Raw genomic sequence first — 15,251 nt, 5'->3', positions numbered from 1 at the left:
GTTTCGAAAAAGGAAACTGTTCAGAATGTCATATCGCCTCTACGTCAGGCCGCGGCCACCGTTCGCGGACCCCGACGCCAACCCGGAAGCCCAGTTATACAATTGGGTGCTGGTGGATGCCAGTGGAGATGCCCAGGCCCGGGGAACCGCGGATTCACGAGACACCATCGAGCAGACTCTGACCCAGAACGATCTCGATAACGTGTTGTTGGTGGGGCTCATTCCCGGCGATGAGGCGCTTTTCTGCGTAGCGGACATTCCCGCCAAACAGACGCGATTTGTTCATCAGGCGCTCCCTTACGCGGTTGAGGAGCAGGTTGCCCAGGACATCGAAAGTGTTCATCTCGCCCTGGGTAACCGCACGGAGAAAGGTTTTCGGGTGGCGGCCATAGATCACGGGCAAATGGCCGAATGGGTGATGATGTTCAGTGGTTGGAATCACCTTAAGCTGGATGCGATCTACCCGGATTCAAGCTTGCTACCGTTGACTGAGGGCGGCTGGTCGGTGTGCCTGGATGGCGATTCCGCCATGCTCTCCAGTGATCAGGGGGAGTGGCTCAGTGTTCATGCGCGAAATCTCGCGATGTTTGCACAGACGCTGGCGCTTCCGCCCTCTGATGAAGTCGTTGCCGAGGTGCCGGTGACGATTTATGGAACTGAGCAGGAATTTGAACACCAGCAGGCGGACCTGAGCGAGCTGAAATCGTCAGGGCGCCTGGTGGTTCGCGAGGAAACGCTGGAACTGATGCCGCTGGAACTGCTGGCACATTCCCACCATCATCACCTTTGCCAGCCGATCAACCTGTGCCAGGGGACCTACAGCATCCGCACGGGCAAATCGAGTGCGTTGGGCGCATGGAAGCCGCTGGTTGCCGTGGCCTGCGTATGGTTTGTGATCCAGATTGGCGTGGAAGTGGGCATGGGATTCTACTATCAGCAGCAAGCCGACGAGATCCGGGAGCAGGCGATGGCGGTTTATCGTGAAGCCTTCCCGGGGGATACCAGGACCCATTCCGGTAACGTGCGCCGGGTTGTTGAAGGGCAGTTGCGTCAACTTCAGGCGGAAGGGCCAAACGCCGGTTTTCTCACGTTGATGAAGTACACGGGTGAACAGTACTCGAAGATTCCCGATTCACGCGCTGTCACCTTCAATTCGGTGAATTACAGCCAGAATCGCGGGGAACTTGTGGTCGATGTGCGCGCAGACAGCTATGACAAGCTCAGCACCCTGAGAAACGGCCTGACCAGTCGCGGATTGGAAGCGAAGATCGGCTCGGTGGTAAATGAATCCAATGGCGCCCGCGGACGCCTGACGGTTTCCGGAGGATAATGGCATGTTAAACAGGATCAAGGAGCAGCCAGCCGTCGGAAAGCTCATCGCCCAGTATGACCAGTTGCCTCGCAGGGACCAGCAGGCTCTGTCTGTTCTTGCGGTGGCCGTTCTCCTCGGCATTCTCTACTTTGGAGTCTGGCGCCCCGCTACGGGTTTCCACAACGAAGCTGTCGAGTCTAGGGAGCGTGCCACTGAACTGTTGGCGTGGCTTGAGGCTAATCGTCAGTCATTGGAGCGTCTGTCCAGTGCCAGTTCGCCTCAGGGGGGCGCTGGTTCTGATACGCCGGTAGACGGTAGAGCACTTATGGCGCTGGTGACGCGCAGTGCCAGCGAATCGGGCCTTTCGCTTCAGCGCTTCGAGCCCAGCGGTGAGAACGCCATTCGCGTCTGGCTCGAGGGTGCACCGTTCACTGAGGTGGCCAGCTGGCTGGAACGTCTGAACACCAGCCACGGTGTTCAGATAGATCAAGCGTCCATGGACCGACAGAACGATCCAGGGATCGTATCCGTACGTCTGACGTTAACGATTTGAGGCAGACACTGGAGAATATGTGATGAGTGACGGCACACAGAACAAGAATAGCCAGGAGCCAGTCATTGTTCGACTCGACGGAAGTGCCCGAAATGAGGCAATTTCCATACTAGTCCATGCGTACCGGGATGAACCGACGTTCCAGCACCTGTTTGATCATCGTCGGCCTGGCTATCAGCAGCGTGTGCGGGCTACGGTGCGGGAGCTGATTGACCTCTATTTTGGTCTGAATCAGGATGCGGTGGGTGTGCTGGTGAACGATACACTTGTTGCCGTTGCCTTCATTGGCGAGCCGGAGCTCCGGCTGAACCTCGCGGAGCAGCTTAGCTGGCGTATTCGCATGGTCCTGACAGCCGGGTTTGCCTCTACCCGTCGTTACCTGGATTACCATGAGAAAATTCGGGAAATGCTCCCCCAGCCTCTGGCTCACCAGTTGCCATTGATGGGAGTGAACCCGAACTATCAGAACAAGGGGTATGGGCGACTGCTGTTATCCACGGTTGAGAAGCTCTGTGCGGAAAATCCCCGGGGAAGCGGGCTTGTCCTGGATACAGGCAACAGCCGTTACCTTCCGTTCTACGAGTCCGAAGGGTTTCGAAGCCTTGGCACCATTCGCCTGGGAAGCTTTGAGGACCACATACTATTCCGTGAGGTCCGCCCCGACGAACAGGCGGCGGTTTCCGGTTGAACGAACAGATTGTCGAAAAAGACAGGAGACGCTGTGTCTGACAGACAGGATTTTGATCTTATTATTGTGGGTGCCGGTTCCGGTGGTGTCAGGCTGGCACGCATGTCCGCTGCCAAGGGCGCTCGTGTGGCTGTGGTGGAATCGCGCTATCTCGGTGGAACCTGCGTGAATGTGGGCTGCGTGCCGAAGAAACTGTTTGTCTATGGTTCTCACGCGGGTGAAGACATCGAGGACGCTGCGGGCTATGGCTGGAACGTGCCAGGGGATCAGGTCAGTTTTGACTGGACCAGGCTGGTTGCCAACAAAAACGCCGAAATCGAACGTCTTAACGGTATCTATGGGCGCATGCTGGCCAATGCCGGCGTCACGGTTATCGAAGGCACCGCGACATTGAGCGATGCCCATACGGTGGTAGTGGGAGAGCGGTCCTATACCGCGAAGCATATCACTATTGCCACCGGCAGTTGGCCCGTGGTCCCGGATGTGCCAGGCAAGGAATGTGTTCTTACCTCGAACGAGATGTTCTATCTGCCGCAACTGCCGCGGCAGGCAGTGGTCTGGGGCGGTGGCTACATCGCGGTGGAGTTTGCCGGTATTCTTGCCGGGCTTGGCGTTGAGACAACACTTCTCTATCGCGGTGATCTGTTCCTCCGGGGCTTCGATGACGACGTTCGTGAGTTTACCGCTCAGGAAATGCGGAAAAAGGGCGTGGACCTGCGCTTTGGCGTCAATATCGAATCCATCGAGAGCGAGGACACTCACTACAACGTCAACCTGACCGATGGCTCCCGGCTGAATACCGGTCTTGTGATGGCGGCGACCGGGCGCCGTGCGTTGGTGGATGGCCTCGGACTTGAGGCGCTTGGGGTTCAGCTCAGTGCCTCGGGCCATGTGGTTGTGGACGATCACTTTCAGTCCGCCGTGCCCTCGATTACAGCTCTTGGCGATGTTATCGGCACCCCGCAACTGACGCCGGTGGCGCTTGCCCAGGGCATGGTACTGTCCCGCCGACTGTTCGGAGACGGCCAGGGCGAGATGGACTATACCTGCATTCCTACGGCAGTCTTCTGCCAGCCCAATATCGGAACGGTCGGCCTGACGGAAGCAGAGGCGCGGGAAGCAGGGCATAAGCTCCGTATCTACCGGTCGGAGTTCAAACCGATGAAACATACCCTGAGTGGGCGGGATGAGCGGTCACTGATGAAACTGGTGGTGGACGCTGACACTGACAGGGTGCTGGGTGCTCATATGGTTGGTCCCGATGCCGGAGAAATAACCCAGGGGATAGCGGTTGCCCTGAAAGCTGGCGCGACCAAAGCGCAGTTCGACAGCACGATTGGTATTCATCCGACCTCCGCTGAAGAGTTCGTCACCATGCGCGAGCCCGTCGCGTAATCTTGCTAAAAGTCGCTGGTTACACCCGTATCCAGCGGCTGAGTACCGTTCTCAGGTGTTCTTTTCTCACAGGCTTGGCGAGGTAATCGTTCATGCCCGCCTCTCGACAGCTGGTCTCGGTTCCCGGAAGGGCGTCCGCTGTCAGCGCGATAATCGGGGTTCCGCCCTGGCCGTTGCTCTTTTCCCATTCCCGGATGCAGCGGGTGGTTTCGTAGCCGTCCATCACCGGCATCTGGCAATCCATCAGGATAACGTCGTAGCCAGAGTGATTGGTTCGAACCAGGTCCAGTGCCTCCTCACCATTGGCCGCTGCGTCTGTCTCAAAGCCCAGCCGCCGGAGCAGGGCAGTGGCGACCCTCTGGTTCACCATGTTGTCCTCCACCACAAGAGCACGGGCTTGCTCGCCGCCGGTTTTGACAGGGCCCTGTTCCGCGGCCTCAACATGATCGACCCGGTTTGCCAATTCAAAGGGCAGCTCGAAGCGGAACTGCGACCCTTTCCCAATGTCGGTCTCGACTTTGACGTGACCGCCCATCAGCTCAACCAGCCTCTGGACCAGCGAAAGCCCCATGCCGGTTCCGCCATAACTGCGTGAATCACCCGTATCAAGCTGCTCAAATGAGTTAAAGATATCGTGAATTCGTTCAACAGGAATGCCGCAGCCGGAATCACTGACAGTGCAGTTGAGCACCAGGCAGTTATCCTCAAGAGAGAAAAAGCTGGCCTGTACTTTGATGAAGCCGTCGCCCGTGAACTTGATTGCATTATCGATAAGGCCCGCCAGGATCTGGCGCAGGCGCGGGGAGTCTCCCAGCACAAGCAGACGATCCGGCCAGTCTCCGATAAACTTGGTGGACAGCGCCAAACCCTGCTGCTCGGCGACATGACGGTAGCTGGCGGTGCAGTTGGTGATGAGCTCTTTCAGGTCAAACTCGCGGTTATCCAGTTCCAGCGTACCCCGGTCAATATGGGAATAGTCCAGGATGTCATTGATGACCGTCAGCAAGTCCTCAGTGGACTGCCGCGCCGTCTGGAGATAGTCCTTTTGCCGAGCGCTCAGGGCCTCATCGGTCACGAGTTCAATCATCCCCAGAACACCATTGAGCGGTGTCCGTAACTCATGGCTCATGGTGGCAAGAAACTCGGATTTGGCTCGATTCGCCATTTCCGCCCGTTCCCGGGCTTTTTCAGAAGAGGCCAGGGTCTCGTCCCGGGATGCCTTAAGGTTCCTCAGGTGCCTGGAGAGAGCATTGAGGCTTTCCTCCAGCTCCCGAGTTTCGCGGGTAGCGCCGGCAAGGCCTACCTCAACTTCCTCGTATTCCCGATTAATCAGTTTTGCAACCCGACGGGACAGGCCATGGATCGGTGAGACGATACTGTTCAGCGAGTGTTTGACGATTAGTAGCGTAAACAGTAGCAACGAAAACCCAACTGCCAGTGATGTCCAGAGGATGTCCTGCCGGCGTGCTGCGAGTTGGGCTTTGTTGACGCCCACCTGAACAGTACCGACGCGAAGCGCTCCTGACCCGAACCCGTAGTTGGGTTCGAACCATTCGGTCTGGCGATCTTCGCCCAGATCAAGCGGTTGCTGCAGTATCTCAGATTCGAAGACGTCGAAGGTCTCCTCAGCACTGATATTGCCCGGGTCGTCCGTGGAGACAAATCCAACCTCGTCGCCGACCACGTTGGAGACGCGTATCCATTGGGCGCGGCTGCGCCGCAACGATTGCGACAGTATCTGTTCAAGGGACGCCGTGTTCCCCGAAACGACGGCGTATTCAACCGCCGGCGCAAGGCTGTCAGCCAGCATCTGACTGCTGTCAGCCAGGTCCTTGCGGGCGTCATCAAGCCGAGCAGACGTAAAGAACACCATCAATACGATGAACATGACGATTGCTGGAGCGGCACCCAATAGCAGCAGCTTCCGCGTGAGGGGGACTGGCCTGCCCATACGCTTACTCATCAGACGCCTCCTCGGACCCAGCCAACCGCTCGCTAATAGAGTTAATAATCTCCTGACGTTCGGGCAGCGGAATGTTCAGGGAACGCGCAACCTGGTCGTTTAGCTCAATTCTGAAGACATCGGGATAGGCGGGCGGGGGAAACTGACCATCACTGCGGTATTGTTCTATGTATTTTGCTGCGAGTTTGGAGATCTCGGTTAAAGGTGTGTAGGTGGATGCCAGCGATCCCGCTTTGACATAAGCCTGACTCGGGCCGATGACAATCCGGTTGCGACGGTAGGCCGTCAACAGGATGTGCTTGATGGTTCGGGGGTTGTATATACCGCTGTCCGGCGCGGCCAGAATAAAGTCACCGTAGTTCAGCGCGTGAATGAGTGTTGGTATCAGGTCGTTGTCGGAACTGACGACAAATACTCGCGCCCGGAGCCCATAAGCTGGAAGTTTATCAACCAGGGACTCGTAGAGTTCGACGGTCTCGGGACGGGCAAGCATCGCCACCCGGGTGGCATGAGGCAGGATCTCCTTTCCAGCGACGGCCTGCCTGATTAAAGGGGGGTTGTACAATATGCCTGAAACCGAACCTTCAGAGCGTCCCGCATATCCACCGATAAACGATTGATCCACAAGCAAAGCCAGGATAGGCACATCACGATTCTCTTGCCGGACTCGAGTAAAGGCTTCTGGCCCGAGCGTAATAACGGGTGTGGTTTCGTCCTGAGACGTCTGGCCGCTGCTGAAGGAGCGAATGTTGACGGTGCTGCCCAGCGCCTCCCTAAGAAGGGTGAGCATGCGGCGGTTCAGAGCGGAGTTCTCGGAACCGGCCAGATAGACCTGGGAACCTGACGAGGATTGCGCGTAAACAGGCTGAAAAGGCACAGACAACACGAAAAGCAGGAACAGTACGGCACTGCCCAGGGCGCGCCGACTGGCATGGTCGCCTGATTCTTTCCCCATTTTGGTGTTGTACGTTGGTTTCATACCGTCCAGGGTCGGGTATCGTCCGTGTGATGCCTTTAGAATCTTACGCCGACTTCAGCGAAGAATTGGTTATGATCCCTGATGATGTTATCAGGACTCAGATCCGTCGTGTCCTTATCCAGATAGTGTTGCATGGTAACGGCAAACTCATAGCTGTAGCCGGTTTTGAAAATGTGCCTTGCCAGCCTCAGGTCCAGACGTTCGAACTGTGAACGCCGGAATTCATCCGCAAAATAGAATGCCGCCGATGAGGTCAGGTTGAAAGGCAGATCCTGTATCCACGCAAAACTTCCTGAATGCCTGACTGACAAACGCCCCAACAGGTCAATGGCATATTGTTTGTCACCGGCATCACGATCATTGGCGCCGGTATAGCGGCCGTCCTGATCCAGATAAGCATAGCTCATCCTCAGTTTTGTACCGGGAAAGTCCAGTGACGCCTCTACTTCAAAGCCTTTCTGATCGAGTGCGACATTGTTGTCGATGGTCCAGTCTTCTTCATTGATGATACCGCTGATCATGTCCCGAAGCTTGTCGTTGAAATAGCGAACTTCCAGTGACAAGGTGGAACTGCCCAGGTAGTACTGGCCAAAATAGCTTATTTCCCGGGAAATTATGTGCTCTTCTTCAAGTGTTTTACCATACGTCGACGTGGCGGGGTCGACCAGATTCGCGACCAGGAATCGTTGCCCTTCAAGAAAGGCGTATGGTGGCTGAACATTCCTGGGACGATAGGACCAGTCCGGATTCTGTTCGAACGCATCCGGTGTGCGTACTGCCTCGGAGTAGACAAATCGGAGCGTGTGGTTGTTGGCCAGGATAAAGTTGGCGGCTACCCTGGGCGAGAAGTAGCCTTCGTCCGTGGTGGTGGTTTTTTCCCAGTTGCCGCCGGCGTTCAGGGTGAGCCAACGTAAAGGCGAGTACTCAAGGTTCGCAAAAACCTGTGACTGATAGTTGTTACCTCGCCCATTGAAATAGGTCTCTGATCGATAGGTATCCTTACGATAACCAAGACCCGATACCAGCTTCAGATCCCGGTTGAACAACAGGGTATCCTGGATTTCGAACTCCAGGCGGGATTCCTCAATGTCTTCATTCAAATTTGCCCTGAAAGGGTCTACTTCGTTGGCAGTGCAGGGTTCGAGATCAAAGCTGTTTCCCTGAAGAATATTGTTAAAGGTATCCCCGGGAATGCATATGCTCCAGCGCTGCCGCCGATCATAGTTCTGGAAGCTGGCCTGAACATGATAGAAATGGTTTTCGGAGGTCGTCACGTTCAGGCGGGTTTGTAGATAGTAGTCGTCGACGATGATGTCAGGATGGTCATCGGCGCCGAGCTTACCGTTCTTGATCTGGTCCTCCTCATTGACGCCATCCACCACACCGCCGCGCAGGTCCAAACTGTATTGGCTGTTCAGGAACAAACTGCTGTCGTAGTTAAAGGTGTTGATGTCATAGCCATCATGGAAAGGGTAGTAGATGTCGTCGTCTACTTGCTCGTCAAAACCGTCAGATTTGCGTTTCTCGTAGGCCAGTCGCCAGTTATAGTCACCTGAGACGTTGCCGACGGAACCAAACACCCGTTTATAGCCTCTGGAACCGGTAATGGCGCGGGTTTCAACGCCGGCCGTATCCTCGGGCGCGCGGGTGATGATATTGATGGTTCCGAGGAAGGCATTGATGCCATACGCGGCGCTGTTTGGGCCGCGGCTGACCTCGATTCGTTCTATCAGCTCCAGGGGAACCGGCATGGTATTCCAGTCCATGTCGGACAGGTTAGGGCGGTATGACGTACGGCCATCGACCTGAACCTGCAATCGGCGCTGCTCATAATGTACAGTACCGTGGTAACTGGTCACCGGGTTGTTGCTGCCGACCTCCGCGACGGTCATGCCGGGGACCAGGCGAAACACCTCCACCAGGTTCATGATGCCGAGATCCCGGATCATTTCGCCGGTGATGATGGTGGTCGTGCCGGGCACACGTGACTTCGGTTGCCTGAGGCGGGTTGTGGTAAGCACCTCTGGAATTCTGGAATCCATTTCAAAGGCTTCCGGTGAATCACCAAACGCTGCCAGCTGGAAGATTTGGTCGTTGCTTTCCTCCGCTACCACCGGAACAACGGCAATGAACGTGCCCGCAAACACCGACATCAGGCGACTGCGATAAGTATCAGGGCGAACAAGCCCCGGAATTTTAATGAGATAGGTCGTAACGGGCATGAGTGTCGTTTTATACTTTGCCGAGTGTGGGATTTTTTATGGTGAACGCTTTTTTCATATCCTAGGTGACCAGATTACATTTGTCTCTCTAAAATTTAATGAAAGTCTGATGAATGAGTTACAACTCTATGAATTGTTGGGAAGTATTGGGTATCGAGCCCACCGGTGATCATGCCCGTATCAGGGCGGCTTATGAGCGGCAGGAAAAGTTTGCCTCTGGCGAGGAACTGGAACGGCTGCGGCAGGCTTTCAAGGAAGCGACGGGCGACGAGCCGCAAATAGACAACGGTCCATCCGATGTCAGCAATGAAGGACTGCCTCAGGTTTCTGATGCCCCTGCGACGGTAAGCCAGGAGGCCGAGGGGTTGGATGCCTCGGAACGACAGGTGGTGCGAGAGGTGGTGATTCAGGTTCGAGCCCTGCTGAATGATTCCAGCCGCAGCAAGGATGAGCAGATCTGGAAAGCCATACTCGGGGAGCCTCCTGCGGATCAGCCTCATGTTCGCAAGGAAATTGCCGACGCGCTGGAGCCTCAGGTTCGGCCGATGGCAGAAAACGGCAGCTTCCCGGCGCCGGTTGTGCAGTTTCTGTCAGGGTGGTTCGACTGGTATAGCTTGCGCGACGCCGACGAGGACGACATGGAGGCGGAAAAACCAGTGGGTGAGCAACAGCCACAGGAAGAGCTGCCACCCCAGATGGTTAACTTCTGGCCAGCGGTCATTGGCTGGATCGTCGGCCTGGCTGTATTGGCAACCTTATTCAGTGGTATGGGGGGCGGCGGCTGACGCGGCCTCAATCCTGCGGCGATAGGCCTGAGCCAGCATGGCTCCCACAATGACCTGAATCTGGTTGTAGCACATGATCGGCAGCACGATCATGCCAAACCCGGGGTGCCCGGAGAACAGCACCTTGGCCATGGGCAGGCCGGACGCCAGACTCTTCTTTGAGCCGCAGAATACCACGGCGGCCTCGTCCTCCAGGCTGAACCCAAGCCGGCGAACCACAAACATCGCCAGTACCATAAAAAATCCCAGCAGCGCGAAGCACAATCCAATGGCCAGCAGAATCGCCTTCAACGGCAGGTTTTGCCACAGGCCGCTTGCAACGGAATGGGAAAAAGCGGAATACACGATCAGCCAGATCACGAATTTGTCGTAGCGGGAAGCAAGCATTTCGTGCCGTGCCAGGAAACCACCCAACAAGGGACGCAGGCCGTGGCCAACCGCAAACGGAAGAAGCAGTTGCAGCACGATGTCTTTGAGCGCCTCGGCCACGGAAAAGCCGCCGTCTCCCGATGTGCTCACCAGCAGCAACAGCAGGAACGGTGTCAGCATCATGCCAAACACGTTGGAAGCGGCAGCGCTGCAGATGGCGGCAGGCACATTGCCCTTGGCCATGGCGGTATAGGCAATCGAGGAAGAAACGGCCGACGGCAGCACACCGAGATAGAGGAATCCCAGCCCCAGATCAGGCGGCATCCACTGAGGCGCAAAGCGACTGATTTCATTGATGGGTAATGCCACCAGGGGAAAGAAAACAAAGGTGAAAGCGGTAATGATGATGTGCAGGCGCCAATGGGTGGCCCCGGCCACGATCTGTTCACGTGAAAGCGCCGCGCCATGCAGAAAAAACAGGAGTGCCACGGCCACAGTGCCTGCAGTTGCCAGGGCGTTGGCGGCATCACCACGCACCGGCAGGAACGTGGCAAGGACAATCGCCCCCAAAAGCAATAGCGTGAAGGTATCGAGCCTGAATTTCATGGACGACTTTTCCCCAGGGCTTTAAGGCTTGGCTGCAGTAAAGCCCTCGACAGCGTTTCCGCCCTCACGGTGTCCTGTCGTCGAATCGCTGCCAGTAGCAGTTCATGGTCCTCCTGGGAAGGTTCAGGAAGTTCTGAATCGAGTTCGGTCAGTTCAATGGTTTGTGTTACCGCATGGGCAAAATAGTCGTACAGCTCTGACAGGGCAGGGTTGTGTGACGCTGCAACCAGCGCCGTATGAAAGGCATGATCGTGACGGATTCGGCTTTCAACATCGTCACCGGCCTTCGCCCGTTCATCCAGGGCGAGCGTCATTCTCTCCAGGTCCTGTGCGTCCCGACGCTCTGCAGCGAGCTTTGCAGCCTCGGTTTCAAGCATGATCCGTACTTCGAGCTTGTCTCTTAACTGGGCCCGGTTGATTCTCCGCAGGGTTTCTCCCGCATCCTTTGTGGCTCGAACGTAGGTGCCATCCCCCTGACGTGTCTCCAGCATGCCGACATGCACCAGGACCCTGACCGCTTCACGAACGGTGTTACGGCTGACGCCGAGGGACTCCGACAGTTGCGCTTCAACGGGCAGCCGTTCGCCAATCGCCCAGTGGCCTTTTTCAATGGCCTGGCGCAGGCTTTCGATGGCGGTTTCGACGAGAGAGCCCTTGGAGATTCTGGCAAGGTGCATGTTTAAGATCCTGATAAATGATGACCCAATCATCCTATGAATATGTCCGGGCTGTCAAATGGACGAGCCTGGAGGGAGCAAATAAAGGCTAAACGGAAGGTTGCAGGAACTCGTAGTCGTCCGGGTTCACCTCTCCCGTGGCCTTGCGGTAAGTGAAGGTGAAACCGGGCCAGTTCACCGTGTTCTTGCCATCGCTGTCCAGGTACCAGGAATGGCAACCGGATTCCCAAACGCTGTCTTTAAGTTTTGTCTGAACGCCCTCAGAGAACGCTCGAAGCCGATCTGGTTTTACATCCATAGCCGTGCCGGGTGTTGCGCTCAATGTATTGATGCAACCGAGCACATACCGGACCTGGGACTCCAGCATGTACACAATGCTGTTGTGGGCGAGGTTTGTGTTGGGCCCGTAGAGCATGAAAAGGTTGGGGAACCCGGACACCGTGATGCCTTTGTAGGCCTCCGACCCAGTGGCCCAAGCCTGGTTGAGCGACACGCCGTCGCGGCCGCTGATCTCCATCGGTGACAGGAAATCCGAAGCCGCAAATCCGGTCCCCAGGATTATCGTGTCCAACCGGTGCAGAGCGCCGTCGGTGGTAATCAGGCCTTCCTCCACGACACGTTCTATACCAGTGGTGACGAGCTCGACGTGAGACTGATCAACGGCTGAATACCAGTCGTTGGAAATCAGTATCCGCTTGCAGCCGATCTTGTAGTCCGGAATCAGATGCCTGAACTTCTCGGGATCGCGAACCTGATGTTTGGCAAAGCGCTTTGCCTGCCAGGCAAAAAGCTCGAGCAAGCTGTTAAAGCGGGTGAACGCCAGGGCGCGGCTTTCATTCTTCCAATAGATCAGAGAGCGGTAGATGCGGTCCCAGGCCGGAACCTTCTGGAACAGTGCCTGCTCCCATTTATAGAACGGTCGGTCGGGTTTCGGCAGCACCCAGGCAGCGGAGCGCTGGAAAAGGCTGAGAGCTCTTACCTTTGGCACTATTTCCGGCACGAATTGAATGGCGCTGGCACCGGTGCCAATCACGCCAACATTCTTGCCACTCAGGTCGTAGTTATGGTCCCAACGGGCGGAATGGAACGTCGTGCCTGCAAAGGTATCCAGGCCGGGAATATTTGGCCATGCTGGCTGATTCAACTGGCCGGTAGCGGTAACAATGATATCGGCTGTCTGAGACTCTCCGTCGGTAGTGGTGACGGTCCAGGTGTTGGTGGCTTCGTTGAAAACCGCGCTGGCGACTTCGTTATTAAACTGAATATGCCCCGCCAAATCATATTTCTCAACGCAGTGCTGCATATAATCAAGAATTTCCGGCTGCAATCCGAACTTTCTTGACCAGTCGTGTTTGGGCTCAAAGGAGAAGGAGTACAAGTGAGACTGAACATCACAGGCCGCACCGGGGTAGGTATTATCTCGCCAGGTGCCTCCAACCCCGGACGCCTTTTCCAGGAGGGTAAAGGTTTCTATTCCGGCATTCCGGAGCTGGATGGCCATGCACAGGCCGCCAAAACCGGTGCCAATGATGATCACAGACGGTGTGGTACTGCGGACACTCTCGTTCACGGAATCTTCCCTTTGACGTTATTATGGGAATTCGGATACCGGGTAGAGTATACGTCTGACGCGACTTGCGGTAGATGGTCAGAACCGGATTAACGCAGAACCCCATGTAAACCCGCCGCCAAAGGCTTCCAACAGAAGCACCTCATTTTTCTGGATGCGACCATCGCGAACGGCAACGTCCAGCGCCAGCGGAATTGACGCAGCAGAGGTGTTACCGTGCTTGTTGACGGTCACCACCACCTGGTCCATGGACATGTTCAGCTTGCGAGCCGTGGCCGCGATAATCCTCAAATTCGCCTGGTGCGGTACCAGCCAGTCCACATCGGATTTCTTCATCTGGTTGGCTTCAAGGGTTTCGTCCACAATTCTGCCCAGGGTGTTCACGGCAATCTTGAACACTTCATTGCCCTTCATGTGAACATGGCCTTTGCCGGCCCGAACCTGGTCGAAGCCATCGCCAATACCAAAGGGTACGTGGAGCAGGTCTTCGTATTTGCCGTCAGCATGGATGTGGGTCGAGAGAATGCCGGTTTCCTCGCTGGCCTCCAACACTACGGCGCCGGCACCGTCACCGAACAGCACACAGGTGCCTCGGTCTTCCCAGTCCAGAATGCGGGAGAACAGCTCTGCGCCAACCACCAGAACCTTCTTGCTGCTGCCGGTTTTGATGAACTTGTCAGCAACCGATAGCGCATAGACAAACCCGCTGCAAACAGCCTGGATATCGAAAGCCGGGCAGCCATGGATATCGAGTCTCGCCTGTAGAATGCACGCCGAGCTGGGAAAGATCTTGTCAGGGGTGGATGTGGCGAACACAATCAGGTCGATGTCGGCAGGCTGAAGTCCGGCGGCTTCAATGGCCCTGCGGGATGCTTTTTCAGCAAGATCGACGGTGGTTTCACCTTCTACAGCGATGTGTCGCTGCTCAATGCCGGTACGCTCACGAATCCACTGGTCGCTGGTGTCGACGATTTTCTCCATGTCTTCGTTTGTCATGACATTCTCAGGCAGATAGGAGCCCGTGCCGACAATTCGCGCGTACGTCATGTGCTAGTTTCCTCAGGTGAACGGATCAATACTCAGATTCTTTCAATCATCCTATACCGTATTGATCGCCCCCAGCTATTAGCGTTTTGTCAAAGATGAGCGGGAGATACCCCGGAAAAGCTGGTACTCAGCCTGTAATCAGCTATACCTGTAGACAGGAACTCTTGTTGTGAAGGAGTGCTGCTGATGACAGACCTTCCCCTTGGTATGAAGTATTACCTGCTTATTCTCACCTCAAGCCTGATTGAAGACCTCAATGACTATGGCGTCAAATGGATTGCGAACGAACCGGGCATTGCGATTCGTGACGTTGAAAAGGCGTTTTTCTGTGCCCGGGCCCTCGAAAGCAGGATGCCGGACGAACCTGGCCAGGCGGACCCGCGCCTGTGGCCGGAGCTTATGAAATCTATCCATACCATTCGGCGCGTCCTGGATGTGGTCGAGAAAACCACGTTCGATGCCGTGATCGCCGAGGCCCTGGAAACCACGTCCGATATCGCGCGAGCAGATATCAAGCACGTCTTCGAACAAAAACGGGAAGCGGGGGAGGTGGATTTCCGTCTTCACGGACTTCTCAACACCAAACCGGATTCCGGCAAACCGGACCCTGCAGTGCGCGAGGCCTTCATGCTGAAGCGGGCACGTCGTTTTCAAAGCTTTATGGCGTTCGACGGCGCCACACTGAACGACGACGAGAAGGTGATATTGAATGATGCGCAATCGGTCGCCCGCCACATAATGGATGGCGACCGTGATAACCGTCGAATTGATGCACTGCTCGTTATGGGCGCCGTGCTGATTGAAACGGCCAGCGTGAGACCAAAAGCCAGGATCCCACGACTGATCCGGGAGAGCTTTGATCGCATGGCCACCAAGGCTGCGATGGCTCTCGGTGCCATTGTCTATCGTGACGAGTATCTTGAGTTTAAAGCTACTCTCGGATTGGAGCGGCTTGATTCGGATTTATAGGGAGCTGCTTTATACCGTTTTAACGGTTCACAACTCCCGATGATGAATGGCATCCTGACTAACCACTCTGCGAAAAGAAGGAGACGAGGTAATGGGCATTTCCAACCACGAACTTC

Annotated in this window: 13 protein-coding genes; 6 read left to right on the top strand and 7 right to left on the bottom strand. The window is 55.9% G+C overall.

The genetic code is table 11. From position 1 onward, the window contains the following. Positions 1-25: 25 nt before the first annotated feature. Genes gspL through gorA form a run of 4 tightly spaced genes read left to right on the top strand, consistent with a single transcriptional unit; the run spans position 26 to position 3,948 of the window. Complete coding sequence (gene gspL / locus SIC19_RS00065; protein ID WP_091643784.1) at positions 26-1,330, top strand: type II secretion system protein GspL; 1,305 nt, start codon at positions 26-28, stop codon at positions 1,328-1,330. A 4-nt stretch (positions 1,331-1,334) separates the two neighbouring features. Next, positions 1,335-1,865, top strand: a complete 531-nt coding sequence (gene gspM, locus SIC19_RS00060; RefSeq protein WP_127401210.1) for a type II secretion system protein GspM — start codon at positions 1,335-1,337, stop codon at positions 1,863-1,865. 22 nt (positions 1,866-1,887) lie between these two features. Next, positions 1,888-2,553: a GNAT family N-acetyltransferase gene (locus tag SIC19_RS00055; RefSeq protein WP_127401212.1), complete on the top strand. Its 666-nt coding sequence runs from the start codon at positions 1,888-1,890 to the stop codon at positions 2,551-2,553. A 33-nt stretch (positions 2,554-2,586) separates the two neighbouring features. Beyond that, positions 2,587-3,948: a glutathione-disulfide reductase gene (gorA, locus tag SIC19_RS00050; protein ID WP_075194814.1), complete on the top strand. Its 1,362-nt coding sequence runs from the start codon at positions 2,587-2,589 to the stop codon at positions 3,946-3,948. A gap of 19 nt (positions 3,949-3,967) precedes the next feature. Here gorA and SIC19_RS00045 read toward each other — a convergent pair whose 3' ends face one another. The 3 genes from SIC19_RS00045 to SIC19_RS00035 are packed head-to-tail and all read right to left on the bottom strand — an operon-like array spanning position 3,968 to position 9,112. Further along, entirely contained in the window at positions 3,968-5,911 is a 1,944-nt protein-coding gene (locus tag SIC19_RS00045; RefSeq protein WP_127401214.1) for an ATP-binding protein, read from the bottom strand. Next, positions 5,904-6,890, bottom strand: coding sequence for an ABC transporter substrate-binding protein (locus SIC19_RS00040; RefSeq protein WP_127401216.1), 987 nt, complete (start codon positions 6,888-6,890; stop codon positions 5,904-5,906). Before SIC19_RS00040 ends, SIC19_RS00045 begins: the two co-directional genes overlap by 8 nt. A 35-nt stretch (positions 6,891-6,925) precedes the next feature. Next, positions 6,926-9,112 carry a TonB-dependent receptor plug domain-containing protein gene (locus SIC19_RS00035; protein WP_127401218.1) on the bottom strand — a complete coding sequence of 729 codons (2,187 nt, stop codon included), beginning with the start codon at positions 9,110-9,112 and terminating at the stop codon, positions 6,926-6,928. A gap of 128 nt (positions 9,113-9,240) precedes the next feature. Here SIC19_RS00035 and SIC19_RS00030 point away from each other — a divergent pair, with 128 nt between their 5' ends. Next, positions 9,241-9,897, top strand: a complete 657-nt coding sequence (locus SIC19_RS00030) for a J domain-containing protein (RefSeq protein ID WP_127401219.1) — start codon at positions 9,241-9,243, stop codon at positions 9,895-9,897. Here SIC19_RS00030 and SIC19_RS00025 read toward each other — a convergent pair. The 4 genes from SIC19_RS00025 to SIC19_RS00010 form a co-directional block, all read right to left on the bottom strand. Continuing rightward, on the bottom strand, positions 9,868-10,872 hold the full coding sequence (locus tag SIC19_RS00025; RefSeq protein ID WP_127401221.1) for a bile acid:sodium symporter family protein: 1,005 nt from the start codon (positions 10,870-10,872) through the stop codon (positions 9,868-9,870). The genes SIC19_RS00030 and SIC19_RS00025 overlap by 30 nt on opposite strands. Beyond that, positions 10,869-11,549: a FadR/GntR family transcriptional regulator gene (locus SIC19_RS00020; RefSeq protein WP_127401223.1), complete on the bottom strand. Its 681-nt coding sequence runs from the start codon at positions 11,547-11,549 to the stop codon at positions 10,869-10,871. Before SIC19_RS00020 ends, SIC19_RS00025 begins: the two co-directional genes overlap by 4 nt. Before the next feature lie 88 nt (positions 11,550-11,637). Beyond that, complete coding sequence (locus tag SIC19_RS00015; protein WP_127401225.1) at positions 11,638-13,119, bottom strand: flavin-containing monooxygenase; 1,482 nt, start codon at positions 13,117-13,119, stop codon at positions 11,638-11,640. Positions 13,120-13,197: 78 nt separating this feature from the next. Continuing rightward, positions 13,198-14,166 (bottom strand): beta-ketoacyl-ACP synthase III, encoded by a 969-nt coding sequence (locus SIC19_RS00010; RefSeq protein ID WP_075194819.1) that lies wholly within the window; start codon positions 14,164-14,166, stop codon positions 13,198-13,200. 186 nt (positions 14,167-14,352) lie between these two features. Between SIC19_RS00010 and SIC19_RS00005 the strand changes: the two genes are divergently transcribed. Further along, the gene (locus tag SIC19_RS00005) at positions 14,353-15,135 is read left to right on the top strand and encodes a hypothetical protein (protein WP_075194820.1); all 783 of its coding nucleotides are present in this window, start codon (positions 14,353-14,355) and stop codon (positions 15,133-15,135) included. The last annotated feature ends 116 nt before the right edge of the window (positions 15,136-15,251 follow it).

The organism is Marinobacter sp. MIT930201, from assembly GCF_047122665.1.
GTDB lineage: Bacteria > Pseudomonadota > Gammaproteobacteria > Pseudomonadales > Oleiphilaceae > Marinobacter > Marinobacter salarius.
Note: the sequence above shows the minus strand (reverse complement) of the source record. Positions and strands in the feature narration are given on the sequence as shown.

Excerpts from the sequence above, each read along its gene's own strand:
- gspL (WP_091643784.1), top strand. The coding sequence starts at position 26 with ATGTCATATCGCCTCTACGTCAGGCCGCGGCCACCGTTCGCGGACCCC.
- gspM (WP_127401210.1), top strand. The coding sequence starts at position 1,335 with ATGTTAAACAGGATCAAGGAGCAGCCAGCCGTCGGAAAGCTCATCGCC.
- SIC19_RS00055 (WP_127401212.1), top strand. The coding sequence starts at position 1,888 with ATGAGTGACGGCACACAGAACAAGAATAGCCAGGAGCCAGTCATTGTT.
- SIC19_RS00045 (WP_127401214.1), bottom strand. The coding sequence starts at position 5,911 with ATGAGTAAGCGTATGGGCAGGCCAGTCCCCCTCACGCGGAAGCTGCTG.
- SIC19_RS00040 (WP_127401216.1), bottom strand. The coding sequence starts at position 6,890 with ATGAAACCAACGTACAACACCAAAATGGGGAAAGAATCAGGCGACCAT.
- SIC19_RS00035 (WP_127401218.1), bottom strand. The coding sequence starts at position 9,112 with ATGCCCGTTACGACCTATCTCATTAAAATTCCGGGGCTTGTTCGCCCT.
- SIC19_RS00030 (WP_127401219.1), top strand. The coding sequence starts at position 9,241 with ATGAATTGTTGGGAAGTATTGGGTATCGAGCCCACCGGTGATCATGCC.
- SIC19_RS00025 (WP_127401221.1), bottom strand. The coding sequence starts at position 10,872 with ATGAAATTCAGGCTCGATACCTTCACGCTATTGCTTTTGGGGGCGATT.
- SIC19_RS00020 (WP_127401223.1), bottom strand. The coding sequence starts at position 11,549 with ATGCACCTTGCCAGAATCTCCAAGGGCTCTCTCGTCGAAACCGCCATC.
- SIC19_RS00010 (WP_075194819.1), bottom strand. The coding sequence starts at position 14,166 with ATGACGTACGCGCGAATTGTCGGCACGGGCTCCTATCTGCCTGAGAAT.
- SIC19_RS00005 (WP_075194820.1), top strand. The coding sequence starts at position 14,353 with ATGACAGACCTTCCCCTTGGTATGAAGTATTACCTGCTTATTCTCACC.